The organism is Saccharothrix tamanrassetensis (assembly GCF_014203665.1).
In the GTDB taxonomy this organism is placed as follows: Bacteria; Actinomycetota; Actinomycetes; order Mycobacteriales; family Pseudonocardiaceae; genus Actinosynnema; species Actinosynnema tamanrassetense.
Genome location: NZ_JACHJN010000006.1, coordinates 13,513 through 29,688, shown reverse-complemented (window position 1 = coordinate 29,688; position 16,176 = coordinate 13,513). Strand labels below are relative to the sequence as shown.

At 71.0% G+C, this 16,176-nt stretch carries 16 protein-coding genes; 7 read left to right on the top strand and 9 right to left on the bottom strand.

Translation table 11 applies throughout. The annotated features are described in order from the left end of the window. Positions 1-94 precede the first annotated feature (94 nt). The gene (locus tag FHS29_RS19615) at positions 95-3,082 is read right to left on the bottom strand and encodes a UPF0182 family protein (RefSeq protein ID WP_184692459.1); all 2,988 of its coding nucleotides are present in this window, start codon (positions 3,080-3,082) and stop codon (positions 95-97) included. 106 nt (positions 3,083-3,188) lie between these two features. Here FHS29_RS19615 and FHS29_RS19610 point away from each other — a divergent pair, with 106 nt between their 5' ends. Beyond that, positions 3,189-3,728, top strand: coding sequence for a PPA1309 family protein (locus tag FHS29_RS19610; protein ID WP_184692457.1), 540 nt, complete (start codon positions 3,189-3,191; stop codon positions 3,726-3,728). A gap of 111 nt (positions 3,729-3,839) precedes the next feature. Here FHS29_RS19610 and FHS29_RS19605 read toward each other — a convergent pair whose 3' ends face one another. Next, a complete protein-coding gene (locus FHS29_RS19605) occupies positions 3,840-4,925 on the bottom strand; it encodes a YlbL family protein (protein ID WP_312864998.1) in 1,086 nt (361 codons plus the stop codon). A gap of 81 nt (positions 4,926-5,006) precedes the next feature. Between FHS29_RS19605 and FHS29_RS19600 the strand changes: the two genes are divergently transcribed. Continuing rightward, on the top strand, positions 5,007-6,332 hold the full coding sequence (locus FHS29_RS19600) for a zinc-dependent metalloprotease (protein WP_184692455.1): 1,326 nt from the start codon (positions 5,007-5,009) through the stop codon (positions 6,330-6,332). Positions 6,333-6,451: 119 nt separating this feature from the next. Here the strand turns inward: FHS29_RS19600 and FHS29_RS19595 are convergent, their stop codons facing one another. Continuing rightward, entirely contained in the window at positions 6,452-6,979 is a 528-nt protein-coding gene (locus tag FHS29_RS19595) for a M48 metallopeptidase family protein (protein ID WP_184692453.1), read from the bottom strand. Positions 6,980-7,183: 204 nt separating this feature from the next. Between FHS29_RS19595 and FHS29_RS19590 the strand changes: the two genes are divergently transcribed. The 4 genes from FHS29_RS19590 (at position 7,184) to FHS29_RS19575 (ending at position 10,628) form a co-directional block, all read left to right on the top strand. Beyond that, entirely contained in the window at positions 7,184-7,339 is a 156-nt protein-coding gene (locus FHS29_RS19590; protein WP_015098458.1) for a DUF5679 domain-containing protein, read from the top strand. Positions 7,340-7,463: 124 nt separating this feature from the next. Further along, a complete protein-coding gene (locus FHS29_RS19585) occupies positions 7,464-8,480 on the top strand; it encodes a TOMM precursor leader peptide-binding protein (RefSeq protein ID WP_221456331.1) in 1,017 nt (338 codons plus the stop codon). An 84-nt stretch (positions 8,481-8,564) separates the two neighbouring features. Continuing rightward, entirely contained in the window at positions 8,565-9,875 is a 1,311-nt protein-coding gene (locus FHS29_RS19580) for an ABC1 kinase family protein (protein ID WP_184692451.1), read from the top strand. A gap of 96 nt (positions 9,876-9,971) precedes the next feature. Then, positions 9,972-10,628: a hypothetical protein gene (locus FHS29_RS19575; protein WP_246440608.1), complete on the top strand. Its 657-nt coding sequence runs from the start codon at positions 9,972-9,974 to the stop codon at positions 10,626-10,628. 89 nt (positions 10,629-10,717) lie between these two features. On the opposite strand, the gene FHS29_RS19570 is transcribed toward FHS29_RS19575, so the two are convergent. The 6 genes from FHS29_RS19570 to FHS29_RS19545 all read right to left on the bottom strand — a co-directional run bounded on the left by FHS29_RS19570 (position 10,718) and on the right by FHS29_RS19545 (position 15,294). Beyond that, positions 10,718-10,891 carry a hypothetical protein gene (locus tag FHS29_RS19570; protein WP_184692449.1) on the bottom strand — a complete coding sequence of 58 codons (174 nt, stop codon included), beginning with the start codon at positions 10,889-10,891 and terminating at the stop codon, positions 10,718-10,720. A gap of 189 nt (positions 10,892-11,080) precedes the next feature. After that, a complete protein-coding gene (locus FHS29_RS19565) occupies positions 11,081-11,974 on the bottom strand; it encodes a class I SAM-dependent methyltransferase (RefSeq protein ID WP_184692447.1) in 894 nt (297 codons plus the stop codon). A 136-nt stretch (positions 11,975-12,110) separates the two neighbouring features. Further along, entirely contained in the window at positions 12,111-12,335 is a 225-nt protein-coding gene (locus FHS29_RS19560) for a putative WhiB-interacting protein (RefSeq protein ID WP_184692442.1), read from the bottom strand. After that, positions 12,332-12,745 (bottom strand): WhiB family transcriptional regulator, encoded by a 414-nt coding sequence (locus FHS29_RS19555; RefSeq protein WP_184692440.1) that lies wholly within the window; start codon positions 12,743-12,745, stop codon positions 12,332-12,334. The genes FHS29_RS19560 and FHS29_RS19555 overlap by 4 nt, the downstream gene beginning before the upstream one ends. A 128-nt stretch (positions 12,746-12,873) precedes the next feature. Further along, entirely contained in the window at positions 12,874-13,092 is a 219-nt protein-coding gene (locus tag FHS29_RS19550; RefSeq protein ID WP_184692439.1) for a hypothetical protein, read from the bottom strand. Positions 13,093-13,239: 147 nt separating this feature from the next. After that, entirely contained in the window at positions 13,240-15,294 is a 2,055-nt protein-coding gene (locus FHS29_RS19545) for an ATP-dependent DNA helicase UvrD2 (protein WP_281391657.1), read from the bottom strand. Positions 15,295-15,365: 71 nt separating this feature from the next. On the opposite strand from FHS29_RS19545, the gene FHS29_RS19540 reads away from it, so the two are divergent. Beyond that, entirely contained in the window at positions 15,366-16,094 is a 729-nt protein-coding gene (locus FHS29_RS19540) for a DUF4191 domain-containing protein (protein ID WP_184692435.1), read from the top strand. The last annotated feature ends 82 nt before the right edge of the window (positions 16,095-16,176 follow it).

Sequence of the window (16,176 nt, the reverse complement as noted above, 5' to 3'; positions counted from 1 at the left end):
TGGTAATTGGAACTCTACGCGGTGGTTACCCCTGAGTGCAAATCGGGTGGCCCGGACGTGTCCCAGGCCACCCGATCCACTGCTCGACCCCAGGTCAGCCCGTCGGCGTGGGTGACGGGACGACCGAGGACGGCTGCGTCGGCTGCGTCGCGGCCGCGCTGGCGGTGTCGAATCGCTTCGTCGCGTCGTCCAGCGCCTTGTAGGCGTTGCCGAGCGCGGCGAAGTCCCCGCTGCTCTGCGCGGCCTTGATGGCGGCCAAGGCGCTCTGGATGTCCCGCACGGCCTGTTGCAGCTCGGTGCTCTGCCCGTTGCCGTTCGTCGGCGGGTTGGTGCTCGTCGTCGGCGGGGTGCTGGTCGGCGGCGTGCCCGGCTGGTCGGGCAGCTGCGCCGACGCGCCGGTCAGCACCTTCTCCAGGGCCTCCTTCAAGGTCGACGCGTAGCCGACCTTGTCGCCGAAGCTCACCAGGACCTTGAACAGCTGCGGGAACTGGGTGTTCTGACTGGCCCGTTCGATGTAGATGGGCTCCACGTAGAGCAGCCCACCACCGACCGGGAGGGTCAGCAGGTTCCCGTACACCACCTTGGTCTGGCGCTGCGTCAGCAGGTTCAGCTCCCCGCTGACCTCACCGGAGGTCAGGAACTGGGTCTGGATCTGCTGTGGGCCCTTCGCCTCGTTGTTCAACGTCAGCACGCTTATCCGGCCGTAGTTCTCCGGATCCGACCGCACGCTCACGTAGGACGCCATGAACTCCCGGTTCTGCCGCACCAGGGCGCTGGTCAGCTGGAAGCTCACCTTGTTCGGGTCACCGGTCGGATCACCCGCCAGCACGTAGAACGGCGGTTGCTGGTCACGTGGCTGCTGGCTGCTCTGCTGCTGCTGCTCCACGGTCGTCGGGTTGTCGACGGTCGGGTCGGACGGCACGTCCCAGAACGACACACCGGAGTAGAAGTCGCGCGGCTGTTCGACGTGGTAGCGCGCCAGCGTGTCGCGCTGCACCTTGAACAGGTCCTCCGGGTAGCGCAGGTGCTCCTGGAGCGACTGCGACATCGCGCTCTTGGGCTGCACCGTGCCGGGGAAGACGCCCATCCACGCCTTGAGGACCGGGTCCTTCTCGTCCATCGCGTACAGGGTCACCGTGCCGTCGTAGGCGTCCACGGTGGCCTTGACGGAGTTGCGGATGTAGCTGACGTCCTTGTTGGGCTGCTGGGCCATCCCGGGCAGCGAGTCGTTCGTCGCCGAAGCGAGCGACGTGCGGCGCGCGTAGGGGTAGTTCTCCAGCGTCGTGTAGCCGTCGACGATCCACGTGATGCGGCCGTCCACCACGGCCGGGTACGGGTCGGCGTCCACGGTCAGCCAAGGCGCCACCTTCTCCACGCGGTCGCGCGGGTGGCGGTTGAAGATGATCCGGGACTCGTCGGCGATGGCCGAGTTGAACAGGATGTTCCGCTCGCCGTACGCGGCGGCGAAGACCAGCTTGTTGAACAGGCCGCCGATCCGGACGCCGCCCTTGCCGTCGTACGTGTACTGCGAACGGTCGCTGTCGTACTCGCTCGGCGAGCCCTCGCCGCGCCCGCCGACGATCGCGTAGTCCGACGCGCTGCCCAGCTCACCGAAGTAGGTGCGCGGCTGCTGCACGCCGAACGGACCCGGCTTGACCTTGCCGTCCTGGTCGACCTCGGCCACCTCGAACACCGGGTAGCCGCCGTTGCCGCCCTGGTCGGCCGGCGAGTTGATCTTGCTCGCCTCGGCGAACACCATGCCGTTGCCGTGCGTGTAGATCAGGTGCTGGTTGATCCAGTCGCGCTGGCCCTGCGGGATGCCGGCGGTGTTCAGCTCGCGGACCGCGACGATGTAGTCCTGGAGTTGGTTGTCCACCTTGTACCGGTCGACGTCCAGCTTCTCCGGGAACCCGTAGAACGGGCGCAGCTGCTGGAACTGGGTGAACGTCTTGGAGATCACGGCCGGGTCGAGCAGCCGGATGTTGCCCAGCGTCGCCTGGTCGCTCTTCAGCTCGTCCAGGGAGACGTTCTGCTTGCCCTCGTAGGGTTTCGTCTCGACCGTCTCGTCGGTCAGCCCGAACGCCTCCTTGGTGGCGGTTATGTTCCGGCTGATCGACTCGGCCTCCTTCTCGATCGCGTTCGGCTTCACCGAGAACTGCTCCAGCACCGCGGGCCACGCCGCGCCGACCAGGATGCTGGACAGCACCAGCAGCACGGTCGCGATGGCGGGCAGTTGCAGGTTGCGCAGCACCGCGCCGACGAAGAACGCGACCGCGCAGAACACCGCGATGCAGAGCAGGATCAGCTTGGCCGGCAGCACCGCGTTCAGGTCGGTGTAGGTGGCGCCGTAGAACTTCTCGTTCCGGTCGGAGAACAGCAGTTGATACCGGTCGAAGAAGTACGCCACCGCCTTGAGCAGCACGAACACGCCCGCCACGATGGACAGGTGGGTGCGCGCGGGCCCGGAGAGCTGACCGCCGCGGCCGGCCAGCCGGATGCCGCCGAACAGGTAGTGGGACACCACCGCGCCGACGAACGACACCGCCGTGGCGATGAACAGCCAGGACAGCAGCCACGTGTAGAACGGCAGCTGGAACGCGTAGAAACCGATGTCGTGGCCGAACTCGGCGTCGGTCTCGTTGAACGACGTGCCGTTGAGGAACAGCTGGAACTGCTGCCACTCGCCCTGCGCGGAGGTGCCCGCGATCACGCCGACGAGCACCGGCAGGCCGATCGCGAACAGCTTCATCCGCCGGGTCACCACCGAGCGGTAGCGGGCGACCGGGTCGTCCGGGCCGGACACCGGCACGAACACCGGCCGGGTGCGGTAGGCGAAGATCAGGTTGAGCGCGACGAGACCGCCCACCAGCAGTCCCACGGCGACGAACAACCCGAGCCGGGTCGCCAGCATGGTGCCGTAGACGCTGCGGAAGCCGACCTCGCCGAACCACAGCCAGTCGACGTAGGTGCCGAGCAGCCTGGAACCGGTGATCAGACCGACCAGCACCACCGCACCGACGATGAGCAGAATCCGGCTTCGACGGGACAGCCTGGGCAGTCCGACCGGGGGCCGAGTGGCCACTGGGCACGCTCCTGGATCGCGGTAATGGCTTTCGTACGTTCTGTCCAACTGTACGGAGGCCGCCCAGGGTTCCCCGTCCGGTCGCCCGATTCGGGTGGATGGGACCATGTCGGGCGTGTCAGCCAGTGAAACGCCGCCCGTCGCGCTGCCCGCCGTGGCCCGCGAGGTCGAGGAGTTCGTGTCCACCGCCGGCTGGAACCAGGCGCCCCAGCTGTTCGCCCTGGTACCCACCGCCGACCTGCTCGCCCAGCAGCCGGAGCTCGCGGGCCAGCTGGATCCGGTGGCCTCGCCGCTGACGCCGATCGCCCAGGACTCGCTGCCGGACGCCGAGCTGGACAAGGCGCTGGCGGGCATCGTGTGGCCGGACGTGGTGCGCGGGTGCGCGCTGGCGCAGGAGATCGTGGTGCTGCCGCCGGACGCCGAGGCCGAGCTGTCCGAGGACCTGGACGACGAGGCGGCCCGGCGGTTCGCCGCGGAGCACCCGCAGCGCCGGGAGGCCCGGCTGGTGGCGGCCGTGCTGCGGGACGGCTCGGCGGCGTGCGTGCTGCGGCTGCGCGGCAACGTGGAGGTGCCCGAGGAGGTCGTGGAGCACCCGGAACTGGCGCCGAACCTGACGGACGCCCTGCTGGAGACGCTGAAGCCCTGACCGGCGGCCGCACGTGATCACCACGCGCGGCGTCGAGCGGGTGTCTTCTTCAGCAGCCCTCTTCAGCAGGCTGTGGTGCGCATCAGCACCTCGGCGAGGCTGCCACGCGCGTCAGCAGCTGGGCGCGTCCTTGCCGTCGTTGATCGCCTTCAGCGACTCGACGGCGTCCGCCAGCTTCTCGACCTTGACCAGCCTCATGCCCTCCGGCGCGTGCTGCTTGGCCTCGTCGCAGTTCCCCGCCGGCACCAGGAAGGTCGTCGCGCCGGCCTCGCGCGCGGCGACCATCTTGAAGTTGATCCCGCCGATCCGGCCGACCTCGCCCTTGTCGTTGATCTCGCCGGTGCCCGCGACCGACTGGCCGCCGTTGAGCTCGCCCGGTGTCAGCTTGTCCACGATGGAGAGCGCGAACAGCAGACCGGCGGACGGCCCGCCGACGTCGGTCAGGCTGATCTTGATGTCGAACGGCACGTCCGCGCGGTCCACCGGCAGGACGCCGAGGAACCCGGTGGGCCGGTCCTCCGTCTTGCCCAGCGTGATCCGGGCGGTCTGCCGGGCGGACTCGCGCTGGAACGTGATGTCGACCTGGTCGCCCGGCTTGGTGGTCTCCAGCGCCGCGCGGACGTCCTCGTAGGAGGTGATGTCCTTGCCGTTGACGGCGAGCAGCCGGTCGTTGGGCTGGATCACGTTGTCCGCCGCGCTCTCCTTGGTGATCTCCGCGGCGACGACCTTCATCGGGTAGTCCAGGTAGCGCAGCGCGGCGACCTCCGCGCTGGTCTGCGAGTCCTGGAACGCCTTCACGTTCTGGTCGCGCACCTGCTGCTCGGACTCGCCGGGCCGGAAGAACTCGTCGCGCGGCGCGAGCGCGTACCGGCCGCTGACCCACAGGCCGAGCGCGCCGAACAGCGACACGTCGTCGGTGAGCGACACCGTGGTCATGGTGAGGGCGCCCTTGGTCGGGAACGTCTCCTGGCCCTCGATGTGCACCACGTCGGTCCCGTTGATGCGGCCGAGCGTGTCGTAGGTCGGGCCGGGGCCCAGCGCCACGTACGGCACCCGCGCGAACCCGCCGAGCAGGCCCAGCGCCAGGACCAGCGCCAGGCTGATCACGAGCGTCCACGTGCGCCTGGTCAGGCCGCGTCGGGGCAGGGCCGGTCGGGTCGTCGGCTGCTCCACGACGGTGTCGGTGCCTTCGCTCACGCCCGACAGGGTACGACCAAACCCTCACGCCGTCGGCGAACCGGTCCCGCACCCCACCCCCGGCCCGCGTACCGTGGGGGCATGAGTGACGTGCCCTTCGGGTTCGGCCCGCAGGACCCAGACGATCGCGGCCGCAAGCCGGAGGAGCCCGCGGGCAACCCGTTCGACTTCAACCAGCTCGGCGCGATGCTGAGCCAGCTCGGCGCGATGTTCAGCAACGCGGGCACGTCGTCCGGTCCCGTCAACTACGACCTGGCGAAGCAGATCGCCTTGCAGCAGTTGACGGGCAAGGGCGGCATGGGGTTCACGCCGGACCAGAGCGGCGCGGTGGCCGACGCCGTGCACCTGGCGGAGATGTGGCTCGACCCGGCGACGGCACTGCCCGCCGGGACCACCAGGTCGGAGAGCTGGAGCGCGCGCGACTGGGTGGAGCGCACGCTGCCGACGTGGCAGCGGCTGTGCGACCCGGTGGCGCAGCGGGTGTCCGGCGCGTGGGTCGAGGCGATGCCCGCCGAGGCGAAGGAGGCGGCGGGTCCGCTGCTGTCCATGCTCGGTCAGATGGGCGGGATGGCGTTCGGCTCGCAGTTGGGCGGCGCGCTGGCGCAGCTCGGCTCCGAGGTGCTGACGTCGACCGAGGTTGGCCTGCCGCTGGGGCCGGAGGGCACCGCGGCGCTGCTGCCCGCGAACATCGAGAAGTTCACCGAGGGCCTGGAGCGGCCGGCCAGCGAGGTGCTGGTGTTCCTCGCCGCGCGGGAGGCCGCGCACCAGCGGCTGTTCAGCCACGTGCCGTGGCTGCGGCAGCGGCTGCTGGACACGGTGGAGGAGTTCGCGAAGGGCATCAAGGTCGACACGTCGGCGTTGGAGCAGCTCGCGGGCCAGGTGGACCCGGCGAACCCGGCCTCGATCGAGGAGGCCATGAAGTCGGGCATGCTCGAACCGCAGACCACACCCGAGCAGAAGGCCGCGCTGACCCGCCTGGAGACGCTGCTGGCGCTGGTCGAGGGCTGGGTGGACGTGGTGGTGGCGGGAGCCGTGGGCGACCGGCTGCCCGGCGCCGAGGCGCTGCGGGAGACGCTGCGCCGCAGGCGGGCGTCCGGCGGACCGGCGGAGCAGACCTTCGCCACGCTGGTGGGCCTGGAGCTGCGGCCGCGCCGGCACCGGTCGGCGGCGGCGCTGTGGAAGCTGCTGGGCGACCAGCACGGCATCGAGCAGCGGGACAGCGTCTGGGAACACCCGGACCTGGTGCCCTCGGCCGACGACCTGGACGACCCGATGGAGTTCGCGGAGCGGTTCGGCCGGACCCGCGAGGCGCTGGAGGACCCGATGGCGGAGTTGGAGCGCACCCTGCGCGAGAAGGACGAGGGCGAGGCAGGCGGGCAGCAGGGCGAGCAGAAGGACGGCGACTAGCCTTCACCCGCTCGGCGGCGCACCCGGCTGAGGGCCTCGCCCGCCGCTGCCGGTCCACGCCCGGGGCCAGGTTCCGACCGTGAGCGCGGCCGCGACCCCGGTCCTCCTCCCCGGACCGGTCAGTCCTCCTCGGTGATGCCCAGACCGGCCGCCGCGGACAGCCCCTCCAGGTAGCCGATCGCCCGCTCGGTCTTCGGGTACCGGTGCACGAGTCCCCAGAAGTCCTTCCCGTGCCCCGGCACGCGCAGGTGCGCCAGTTCGTGCACCAGGACGTAGTCCAGCACCCACGCGGGCACGTCCCGGAGCCGCTCGCTGATCCGGATGGTCCCCTCGGTCGGCGTGCACGACGCCCACCGCGTCCGCATCGGCGCCACCCACCGCACGCTGCTCGGGCGCACCCCGTCCAGGTACCGCTCGGCCAGCTCCTCGCACCGGGCGAGCAGCGCGGCGTCGGACGTGCGGGTTGGCGACCGCCTGCGGGTCTCGCTGCGCTGGAGGCGGCTGAGCATCTCCGCCACCCAGTGCTTCTCCTCGCTCTTGCTCATGCGCGCCGGCAGCAGGACGACGACGGTGTCCCCCTCGCGGTACGCGCTCACCATGCGACGGCGCCGAGCACTACGCCGTACCTCCACCTGCGGTTCGGGCATGGCGTTCACGGTAAAGCCCCGCACCGACAGTTCGCGGCGGCCAAGCGGCGGTCTGTGGGGGGACGGCCCAGCAGATTCGCCCGAACGACGGCTGGACACGCCGGCCACGGCGTGCAGCGGTAACCCGTCCGCCCAGGTAGCGTGCTGCGCAGCCCCCGAGTGTGGTGCAGATCGCTCCGCACTCTCGAAACAAGGGAGGAAGCCGTGGCCGAGACCTACAACGGCTACTGCGTCAAGTGCCGTGAGAAGCGCGACTTCACGGGCGAGGTGCACGAGAGCAACAACCGCCGGATGGCCAAGGGCAAGTGCCCGGTCTGCGGTACCACGGTGACCCGCATCCTCGGCAAGGCGAAGGTCTGAACCCGCAGGTGGCCGGGCCCGCCCGGCCACCTGTCAAGGTTCCGACGAGCTGCCTGTGGACAACGCCGCCGCCCTGTGGACAACCGTTTCGCCTCCGACCGCCGGTACCGGCACGCTGCACGGCGTGAACCTGCCCAATCGCCCCCGAGTGCTGCCGGGCCTGCCGGTGCTGCGCCGTCGACCGGACGGCGTGCAGATCGGCATCGACTCCCGGTACTCGCTGCTGATCGAGGACGTCCCGTCCCCGATGGACGAGACGCTGCTCGGCCTCACCGGCCGGCACACCCTTCCCGAGCTGCGCGAACAGCTCGCCGGACACGGTGACCAGGCCGCCGACCTGGTGCGCCTGCTGCACGGCCTGGCCGAGGCCGGCCTGGTCGAGGAGACCATCCCGGCGCCGCACGGCCGGCTGACGCCGGAGACGACCGCTTGGGCGCTGCGCACCGGCCGACCGGCGCCTCACGTGCCGGGCACCCGCTCCGCCCGCTCGGTCGTCGTCCACGGCGACGGGCGGCTGACGATCGCCGTCGCGACCCTGTTGGCCGCCGCCGGCGTGGGACACGTCCGGGTGGTTGCCCGCGGTCGGGTGAATCCGGAAGACACCGGTTCGGGTTATCTCGACAGCGACGTCGGCCGGCAGCGCGGCGAGGCGGCCAACGAGGCGGTGAAGCGCGCGTCGAGCACCGCGCGGACGTCGACCAGCACCCGGGCACCCGACCTGGTGGTGCTCGCCGACGCGCTGGTGCCGCCGCCGGAGCTGTCGCGGGCGCTGCTGCTGGAGGGCACACCGCACCTGGCGGTGCGGGCGGGCGAAGGGCTCGGCGTGGTCGGACCGCTGGTGGTGCCCGGCCGCAGCAGCTGCCTGAGGTGCGCCGACCTGCACCGGACCGACGCCGACCGGGGCTGGCCGGGTCTCGCGGCCCAGCTGGTGGACCAGCCGCAGCAGGCCGACCTGGCCACCGTCACCGCCACCGCCGGGCTCGCGACCGGTCAGGCGCTGCTCGCCCTGGACCACGGGACGACCGCCCGCACCCGGCCGCCGGCGTGGGACGCGACCCTGGAGGTGGACGCCTATTCGGGCCTGGTCGAGCACCGGATAGCGCCCGTGCACCCGCGCTGTGAGTGCCGCTCGGTTGTGTGAGTCGTTCCTCAGCCGGGGCTGTGTAGGTTCGGAAGAGGCGTAAACCACTGCTACCGCGTCGTCGGGCGGGGGGAGAATCTTCGGGTGAGTGAAATCCCGCGCAAGGCCGTGCAGCGCACCGCCAAGCTGGCCAGCCTGCCCATCGGGGTGGCCGGCCGGGTGGTGGGCGGTTGGGGGAAACGGCTCGCCGGCCGCAGCTCCGAGGAGGTCAGCGCCGAGGTGTCGGCGAAGACCGCGGAGCAGGTCTTCGCGGTGCTGGGGCAGCTCAAGGGCGGTGCCATGAAGTTCGGGCAGGCCCTGAGCGTGTTCGAGGCGGCGGTGCCGGACGAGCTGGCCGAGCCGTACCGGGAGGCGTTGACCAAGCTCCAGACGGCCGCGCCGCCGATGCCCGCCCGCACCACGCACCGGGTGCTCGCCGAACAGCTCGGGTCGGGGTGGGTCAAGCGCTTCACCTCGTTCGACGACGCCCCGGCGGCGTCGGCGTCCATCGGCCAGGTGCACCGCGCGGTGTGGCACGACGGCCGGGACGTGGCGGTGAAGGTGCAGTACCCGGGCGCGGACGAGGCGTTGCAGGCGGACCTGAAGCAGCTGCTGCGGTTCAGCAGGCTGCTGCAGGCGATGATGCCCGGCACCGAGGTGAAGCCGCTGCTGGAGGAGCTGCGGGACCGGTACCTGGAGGAGCTGGACTACCGGACCGAGGCGGGCAACCAGCGGGTGTTCGCGAAGGCGTTCGAGGGTGACGAGCACGTCCTCGTGCCGCGCGTGGTGGCCAGTTCGCCGAAGGTCATGGTGACCGAGTGGACGGACGGCACACCGCTGTCCAAGATCATCCGTTCGGGCGAACGCGAGGAGCGCGACCTGGCGGGGCGGCTGCTGTCGGAGTTCCACTTCTCCGCACCGAGCCGGTCGGGGCTGCTGCACGCCGACCCGCACCCGGGCAACTTCATGCTGGGCGACGACGGCCGGCTGCGGGTGCTGGACTTCGGGGCGGTCGCGCGGCTGCCGGAGGGCCTGCCGCGGACGTTGGGCCTGATGACGAGGCTGGCGCTGGACGGGCGCTCGCGGGACCTGGTCGACCTGCTGCGCTCGGAGCACTTCATCCGGCCGGGCACGGAGCTGCAGGAGGAGGACGTGCTCAACTACCTGGGCCCGTTCGTCGAACCACTGCGCACGGAGACGTTCCACTTCAGCCGGAAGTGGCTGCAGAAGCAGGCGGAGCGGGTCGGCGACCTGCGCAGCCCCGACTCGCAGACCGGCCGCTCGCTGAACCTGCCGCCGCAGTACCTGCTGATCCACCGGGTGACGCTGGGCGCGACCGGCATCCTGTGCCAACTGGACGCGAACGTCCCGGCCCGTGCCATCGTCGCCCGCTGGCAGCCGGGCTTCGACGACTGATCGGCCCGACGCCCGAGTTGTCCACAGCCCCGAAAGTTGTCCACAGATCCCGGATCGCCCCTCGCGCCCCACCCCGCACCGGCCGAAGATCACTGCATGACCCCACTGATCGACACCGCAGCGACCACCACCGCGATGACCAGCACGGCAGCGACCACCACGGCCGTGATCGACGCCGCAGCGATCAAGACCGCAGTGATCAAGACCGCCGACCTGAAAGCCGCGGGCGTGCCCCGCTACGTGATCGACCTGCGCTGCCGTCCGGGCGGCCCGTGGCAGCGCATCCTGCCGGGTGTCCTGCTGCTCAGCGCCAAGCCCCCGACCAGGGCGCAACGCGTCCGGGCAGCCCTCGCCTACGCCGGCCCGGAAGCGGTGCTGACCGGCATCGACGCCCTGCGCGAGCTGGGCTTCGCAGACCTACCCCTGCCGCCGCTGATCCACGTCCTGCAACCCGCCACGCACCGCAAGACCGGCAACGACCGCCTGCGCCTGGAACGCACCACCCGCCTGCCGAAACCGGTGCTCAAGGACGGCCTGCCCCTGGCCCCGCCCGCCCGAGCCGTGCTGGACGCCGCCCGCCACGAGCCCCATCCCCACCGCCAGCAGACCATGATCACGACCGTGCTGCGGACAGGTGGGGTCAGCGTCACGACCCTGCTGCGCGAACTCGACGCGGGAGGCCAACGAGGTTCCGGCACACCGCGCACAACGCTGCGCCGACTGGCCCGGGACCACCGAGCCGCCTTCACCTGACAACCCGCGCGCCGGTCGCGGTGACACGCGCCCGCCCACCGCACGATGCGCCACCACACAATGCGAAAGGAGTCCCGTCAGGAGCAACCTCACCAGTACTCAGCAGGCAGCTTGCCCTCGATGTCGCGCACATGAGCCCGCGCGCACTCGTGGCACAGCCAGCGGTCGGTGCCGTTCTCCCGTTCCCGCACCCAGGTCAGAAGCTGGGCCGGATCGGTGACCGACTCGCGAGTTCTGCCGCAGCGCGCGCAGGCCTCGGTCACGCCTGGCACCTCACATACGCGGTCACGACAGGCCGTACCTCCGTAGCCACCGCTTGCCGAACCTGCGTGGTCACGGCTCGCCCCACCTGCCTGTCATGGCTTGCTGAACCTTCTTGGTCATGGCTTGCTGAACCATCGCGGTCACCGCTAGCCGAACCTGCCTGGTCGTGGCTTGCGGTACCTGCGCGGTCATGGCTTGCGTCCCAAGTGCACGGTTCCGGCGGACAGCAGGAACACGTCGTCCCTCAGCCCGAGGTACGCGGAGTCCTGCGGGTCGAGCAGGCGTGCCACGGTGCGTCGGTCGGCGGGGTGCAGGTGGTCGCCGGCAACGTCGGCCAGCCACTGCAAGCGCTCGACGGCCCAGTCGCGCACGGCCTGCTTGGCGGGCGCGGGGTGGTCGACGAGGTAGCTGAACGCGGTGACGTCGAGCAGGCCGGTCTCGCCCAGCACGATGTTCCAGCCGACCGGGAGCGGAACGGCGCCGGTCATCGACTCGCGCATCCGCACGAACCACTCGGCGCGCACGTAGGCGAGTCGTTCCTGGAGGCCGGGTTCGCCCACGCCGATGTCCCAGGGCAGGAACTTCATGTCCAGACCGCCCTCGGCCAAGGCCAGCCACCCGCCGGGAGCCAGCGCGTCGACCAGGCCTGCCACGCCTTGCCGCTGGTCGGGCAGGTGGTGGACGACCCGGGCGGCCCACACCAGGTGGGCGGGACCGGCGATGTCGGCCGGGCGTTCGGTGGCCAGGTCGGCGAGCACCGGCCGCACGTGGACGGACGGGGTGGTGGTGTCCGCCTCGTACGCGGCGGCGGCGCGGGCTGCGGTCGTGGCGGCGTCGAGCAGTTCCGGCACGGCGTCGACCAGGACGATCGTGCCGCCGCCGCGCGCGGCCAGCGCCTCCACCAGGGCGACGCTCATGCCGCCCGCCCCGGAGCCGACGTCGACCACGGTCGGCTTGTCCGGCAGTGGGCGGACGAGTCTGCGCGCGATCACGCGCTCGGCCTCGGCGTCGAGTTCGTCGGCCCGCCGCAGCGCGGTCAGGCGGGTCGTCCAGTCGATTCCGTCGTGAGTGTGAGCGGCCACACGACAGACCGTACCGACGAGTCGGCCCGCCCTCCCGTCGAATCGGGAGGGCGGGCCGGTCTCACAGCGTCCGGGCACGTGGGCCTGGGTCAGCCGCCGGGTGCTCGGGCACCCGGGGCCGGCTCAGGCCCCGGACTCAGAGCGCGCGGGCCTTCAGTCGAGCCCTGCGCTCGGCCCAACCGGCCAACCGGCGCCACCTGCGGGCGACGACGAGGCGGTGGGCCATCCGTTGCCTTCGGGCGAATACCTCTGCGTCGTGCATTCGGGATCTGGCCAGATTTTCTTCGAGCAACATGGGGTTACCTCGCGGGTCGAGTTCGATGATCACTGCTTCGTCGCTGGTGGTTCGGTACGTGGTCACGCGGCGGCCTCCTGGTCGTTAGCCCCCCGGACAACGGTCGCGGCGGGTGCCGCGGGAACAACAGGTGTTGCGACAACGGGTGCTGCGTCCTTGCGCGGGCGTCCACGGGGACGCTTCCGCGCGATCACGGCTCCGCGCTCGAAGATCTCGCCGCCCCAGACCCCCCAGGGCTCGTGCCGGGCGAGCGCGCCCGCCAGGCACTCGGCGATCACCGGGCAGGTGACGCAGAACTTCTTGGCCTGCTCCAGCTCGGCCGGAGCGTCGGCGAACCACAGGTCAGGGTTGTTGGTACGGCAAGGAAGCTCCAAGCCGGCGTCGGGCGCGGTGTCGATCAGGTTGGCGACTCCGGCTCCGGAGAGCTCCGGCTCGGTGGGCAACGTCCCGGCTATCGGAACAGTCGCGGTCAACATCTCGTGGACTCCTGTCACAGGTCTTGCGATGGGGTTTGTCCTGCTAAAACGGGTCGAGCAAACACAAAGGCCGCGGATCCGGTTACGGGTCCGCGGCCTTTGTGAGCCTCAGTGTCCTGACAGGTCTGTCAGGTACTTCGCTCCTGCGCGGACGGCGCAACGTGCTGAGTCGGGACAACGGTCGGCGCATACACGGCCTGCACCTGGATAACCTGAACAAGCTCGCCGCCCCGCTTCGAGGCGTGGCGATCGCGGGCAGACTTCTCCCCCGCGACACGAGCATTGCCGGACACAGCGGTGGCCCAGGTCAGGTGACCGCGCGTCTCGAAGCACATGAAAGTGTTCACACCGGTCACCTCCTCGGGCAGCTAGTCTCGAAGCAACGCTCTTACTCAATCCCCAGCGGGCGCTTCGCGCCCGGCCTCAGCAGGTTATGACCCGGTCCGGGGACGATGCAACCGGTTTTTCCAAATACCTGTCGATCGTGTGAAAATTCAGCGTTTGCCCTGCACAAGGGCCAGTACGTCGGCCGCGTAGCGGTCCAGCTTGGCCGCGCCGATGCCGGCGATGGCGACCAGGCCGGGGATGTCCTCGGGGCGCTGCTCGGCGATGGCGACCAGGGTCGCGTCGGTGAACACCACGTACGCGGGCACCTTCAGCTCCCGCGCGCGGCCCGCCCGCCACGCCCTCAGCCTGTTCAGCAGCTCTTCGTCGACGTCGGACGGACAGCTGCCGCACCGGCTGAGCTTCACCGCCCGCGCGTCGGTCAGCGCCGACCCGCACACCCGGCACAGCGGCTTGGACTTGCGCTGCGCCGGCTCCCGTTTCGCGGTCCGCGACGCCGGGTGGTCCTCCGGGATCAGCCCGTAGAGGAACCGGCTCCGCCGGCGGTACCGACGACCGCCCACGGCACGGGCCAGCGCCCACGACAGCCACAGGTGTTCACGGGCACGGGTCACCCCGACGTACAGCAGCCGGCGTTCTTCCTCGATCGCCGCCTCGTCGCCGTCGGCGTGCACGATCGGCACGGTCCCCTCGACCAGGCCGACCAGGAACACCGCGTCCCACTCCAGGCCCTTCGCCGCGTGCAGGGACGCCAGCGTGACGCCCTCCACGGTCGGCGGGTGCTGCGCCTCGGCGCGCATCTCCAGCTCGGCGACGAACTTGGGCAGGTCCGCGCCCTCGACCGCGGCCACCAGTTCCTCGGCCAGCTCTACCAGGGCGAGCAGCGACTCCCACTTCTCCCGCGCGGCACCGCCGGCGGGCGGCTCGTCGGTCAGCCCGATCCCCGTCAGCACCTCGCGCACGACCTTCGGCAGCTCGCCGGACGGCTCGTGCGACGCCGCGGAGCGCAGCGCGACCATCGCCTGCCGCACCTCGGCCCGCTGGAAGAAGCGCTCGCCGCCGCGCACCTGGTACGGGATGCCCAGCTCGGCCAGCGCCTGCTCGAAGATCTCGGACTGCGCGTTGACCCGGTACAGGATGGCGATCTCGCTGGCCGGCACGCCGTCGTCGAGCAGCGCCTTGACCCGCTGCGCGACCGCGGCGGCCTCGGCCGACTCGTCGTCGAACTCGGTGAACCGGGGCTCCGGTCCTTCCGGCCGCTGCCCGATCAGCCGCAGCCGCGAGCCGGCGGGACGTCCGCGCGCCCACTTGATCACCTCGTTGGCCAGCCCCACGACCTGCGGCGTCGACCGGTAGTCGCGTTCCAGCCGCACCACGGCGGCCTCGGGGAACCGGCGCGGGAAGTCCAGCAGCGGGCGCGGCGAGGCGCCCGCGAACGAGTAGATGGTCTGGTTCGCGTCGCCGACCACGGTCAGGTCGTCCCGCGTGCCCAGCCACGCGTCCAGCACTCGTTGCTGCAACGGCGTGACGTCCTGGTACTCGTCCACCACGAAACACCGGTACCGGTCGCGGAACTCCTCGGCGACGTCGGTGTGCTCCTCCAACGCGGCGGCGGTGTGCAACAGGAGGTCGTCGAAGTCGAGCAGCTGCGCCTCGTTCTTGAGCTGCTCGTACGTCCGGTAGACCTGAACGACCTGCTCAGCGGGTGCCGGCGTGTCCCGCTGCGCCCGCCCGGCGGCCACCGGGTAGTCGTCCGGCGCGATCAACGACGCCTTGGCCCACTCGATCTCACCGGCGAGGTCGCGCAGCGAGTCGGACTCGGTGGACAGCCCGACCCGGTTGGCGGCCTGCGCCACGAACCGCAGCTTGTTGCGGTCGATGAGGTCCCACTGCGGCCCGCCCACGACCCGCGGCCAGAAGTACCGGAGCTGCCGCAACGACGCGGCGTGGAACGTCCGGGCCTGCGCACCCTGCACGCCCAGGGCCCGCAACCGGGTGCGCATCTCCCCGGCGGCACGCGCCGTGAACGTCACGGCGAGGACCTGCCCGGCCGCGACATGACCCCGTTGCACCAGGTAGGCGATGCGATGGGTGATCGTCCGGGTCTTGCCGGTGCCCGCACCCGCGAGCACGCAGACCGGACCGCGCGGAGCCTCCACCGCGGCACGCTGTTCCGGGTCGAGTCCCTCCAGCAGCGCGTCCATGCGCTGCATCCTCGCATTGCACACGGACAGCGCTGTGATGGGGCGAGACGGCGCGCCGTATCCTGACGGGTATGGTTGGAAAGCAGGACAAGGCCGCCGCCAAGGAAGCGGCGAAGGCGCGGCGCGCGGCTTCGAAGGCGCGGCGCGGGCAGATCTTCGAGGCGTTCAAGGTGCAGCGCCGCGAGGACAAGGCGCTGGTGCCCCTGATGCTGGCGTGCGTGTTGGGCGCGACGGCGGCGGCGTTCCTGCTGGGTCTGATCTGGGACATGCAGTGGGTCCTGCTACCGCTGGGCATCGCGGTGGGCGCGCTCCTGGCGGTGATCGTCTTCGGCCGGCGGGTGCAGCGCAACGTCTACGCCAAGGCCGACGGTCAACCCGGCGCGGCGGGCTGGGCGCTGGACAACCTGCGAGGCCGCTGGCGCGTGACCCAGGCCGTGGCCGGCACGACCAGCGGCGACATGGTCCACCGCGTGATCGGCCGGCCGGGCGTCGTCCTGGTCGCCGAGGGTGCCCCGCACCGCGTGAAGGGCCTGCTCGCGCAGGAGAAGAAGCGCGTGGCCCGGGTGATCGGCGAAACCCCGATCTACGACGTCATCGTCGGCAGCGAAGAGGGCCAGGTCGCCCTGCGCAAGCTCCAGAGCCACCTCATGAAGCTCCCGCGCAACATCTCCACCGCCCAGGTGGACACCCTGGAGAACCGCCTGGCAGCCCTCGCCAGCCGAGGCGCCGCCATGCCCAAGGGCCCGCTCCCCCAGGGCGCGAAGATGCGCAACATCCAACGAGCCATGCGCCGCCGCTGACCCCACGCCACAAGCCCCCGACTCCCACCAGCCAAGCCCCGACTCAGACAAGCCCGAGTCGGGCAGCGGCACACTCCGGCAC

Excerpts from the sequence above, each read along its gene's own strand:
- FHS29_RS19540 (WP_184692435.1), top strand. The coding sequence starts at position 15,366 with ATGGTTGGAAAGCAGGACAAGGCCGCCGCCAAGGAAGCGGCGAAGGCG.
- FHS29_RS19600 (WP_184692455.1), top strand. The coding sequence starts at position 5,007 with ATGAGTGACGTGCCCTTCGGGTTCGGCCCGCAGGACCCAGACGATCGC.
- FHS29_RS19545 (WP_281391657.1), bottom strand. The coding sequence starts at position 15,294 with ATGGACGCGCTGCTGGAGGGACTCGACCCGGAACAGCGTGCCGCGGTG.
- FHS29_RS19610 (WP_184692457.1), top strand. The coding sequence starts at position 3,189 with ATGTCGGGCGTGTCAGCCAGTGAAACGCCGCCCGTCGCGCTGCCCGCC.
- FHS29_RS19555 (WP_184692440.1), bottom strand. The coding sequence starts at position 12,745 with ATGTTGACCGCGACTGTTCCGATAGCCGGGACGTTGCCCACCGAGCCG.
- FHS29_RS19595 (WP_184692453.1), bottom strand. The coding sequence starts at position 6,979 with ATGCCCGAACCGCAGGTGGAGGTACGGCGTAGTGCTCGGCGCCGTCGC.
- FHS29_RS19575 (WP_246440608.1), top strand. The coding sequence starts at position 9,972 with ATGACCCCACTGATCGACACCGCAGCGACCACCACCGCGATGACCAGC.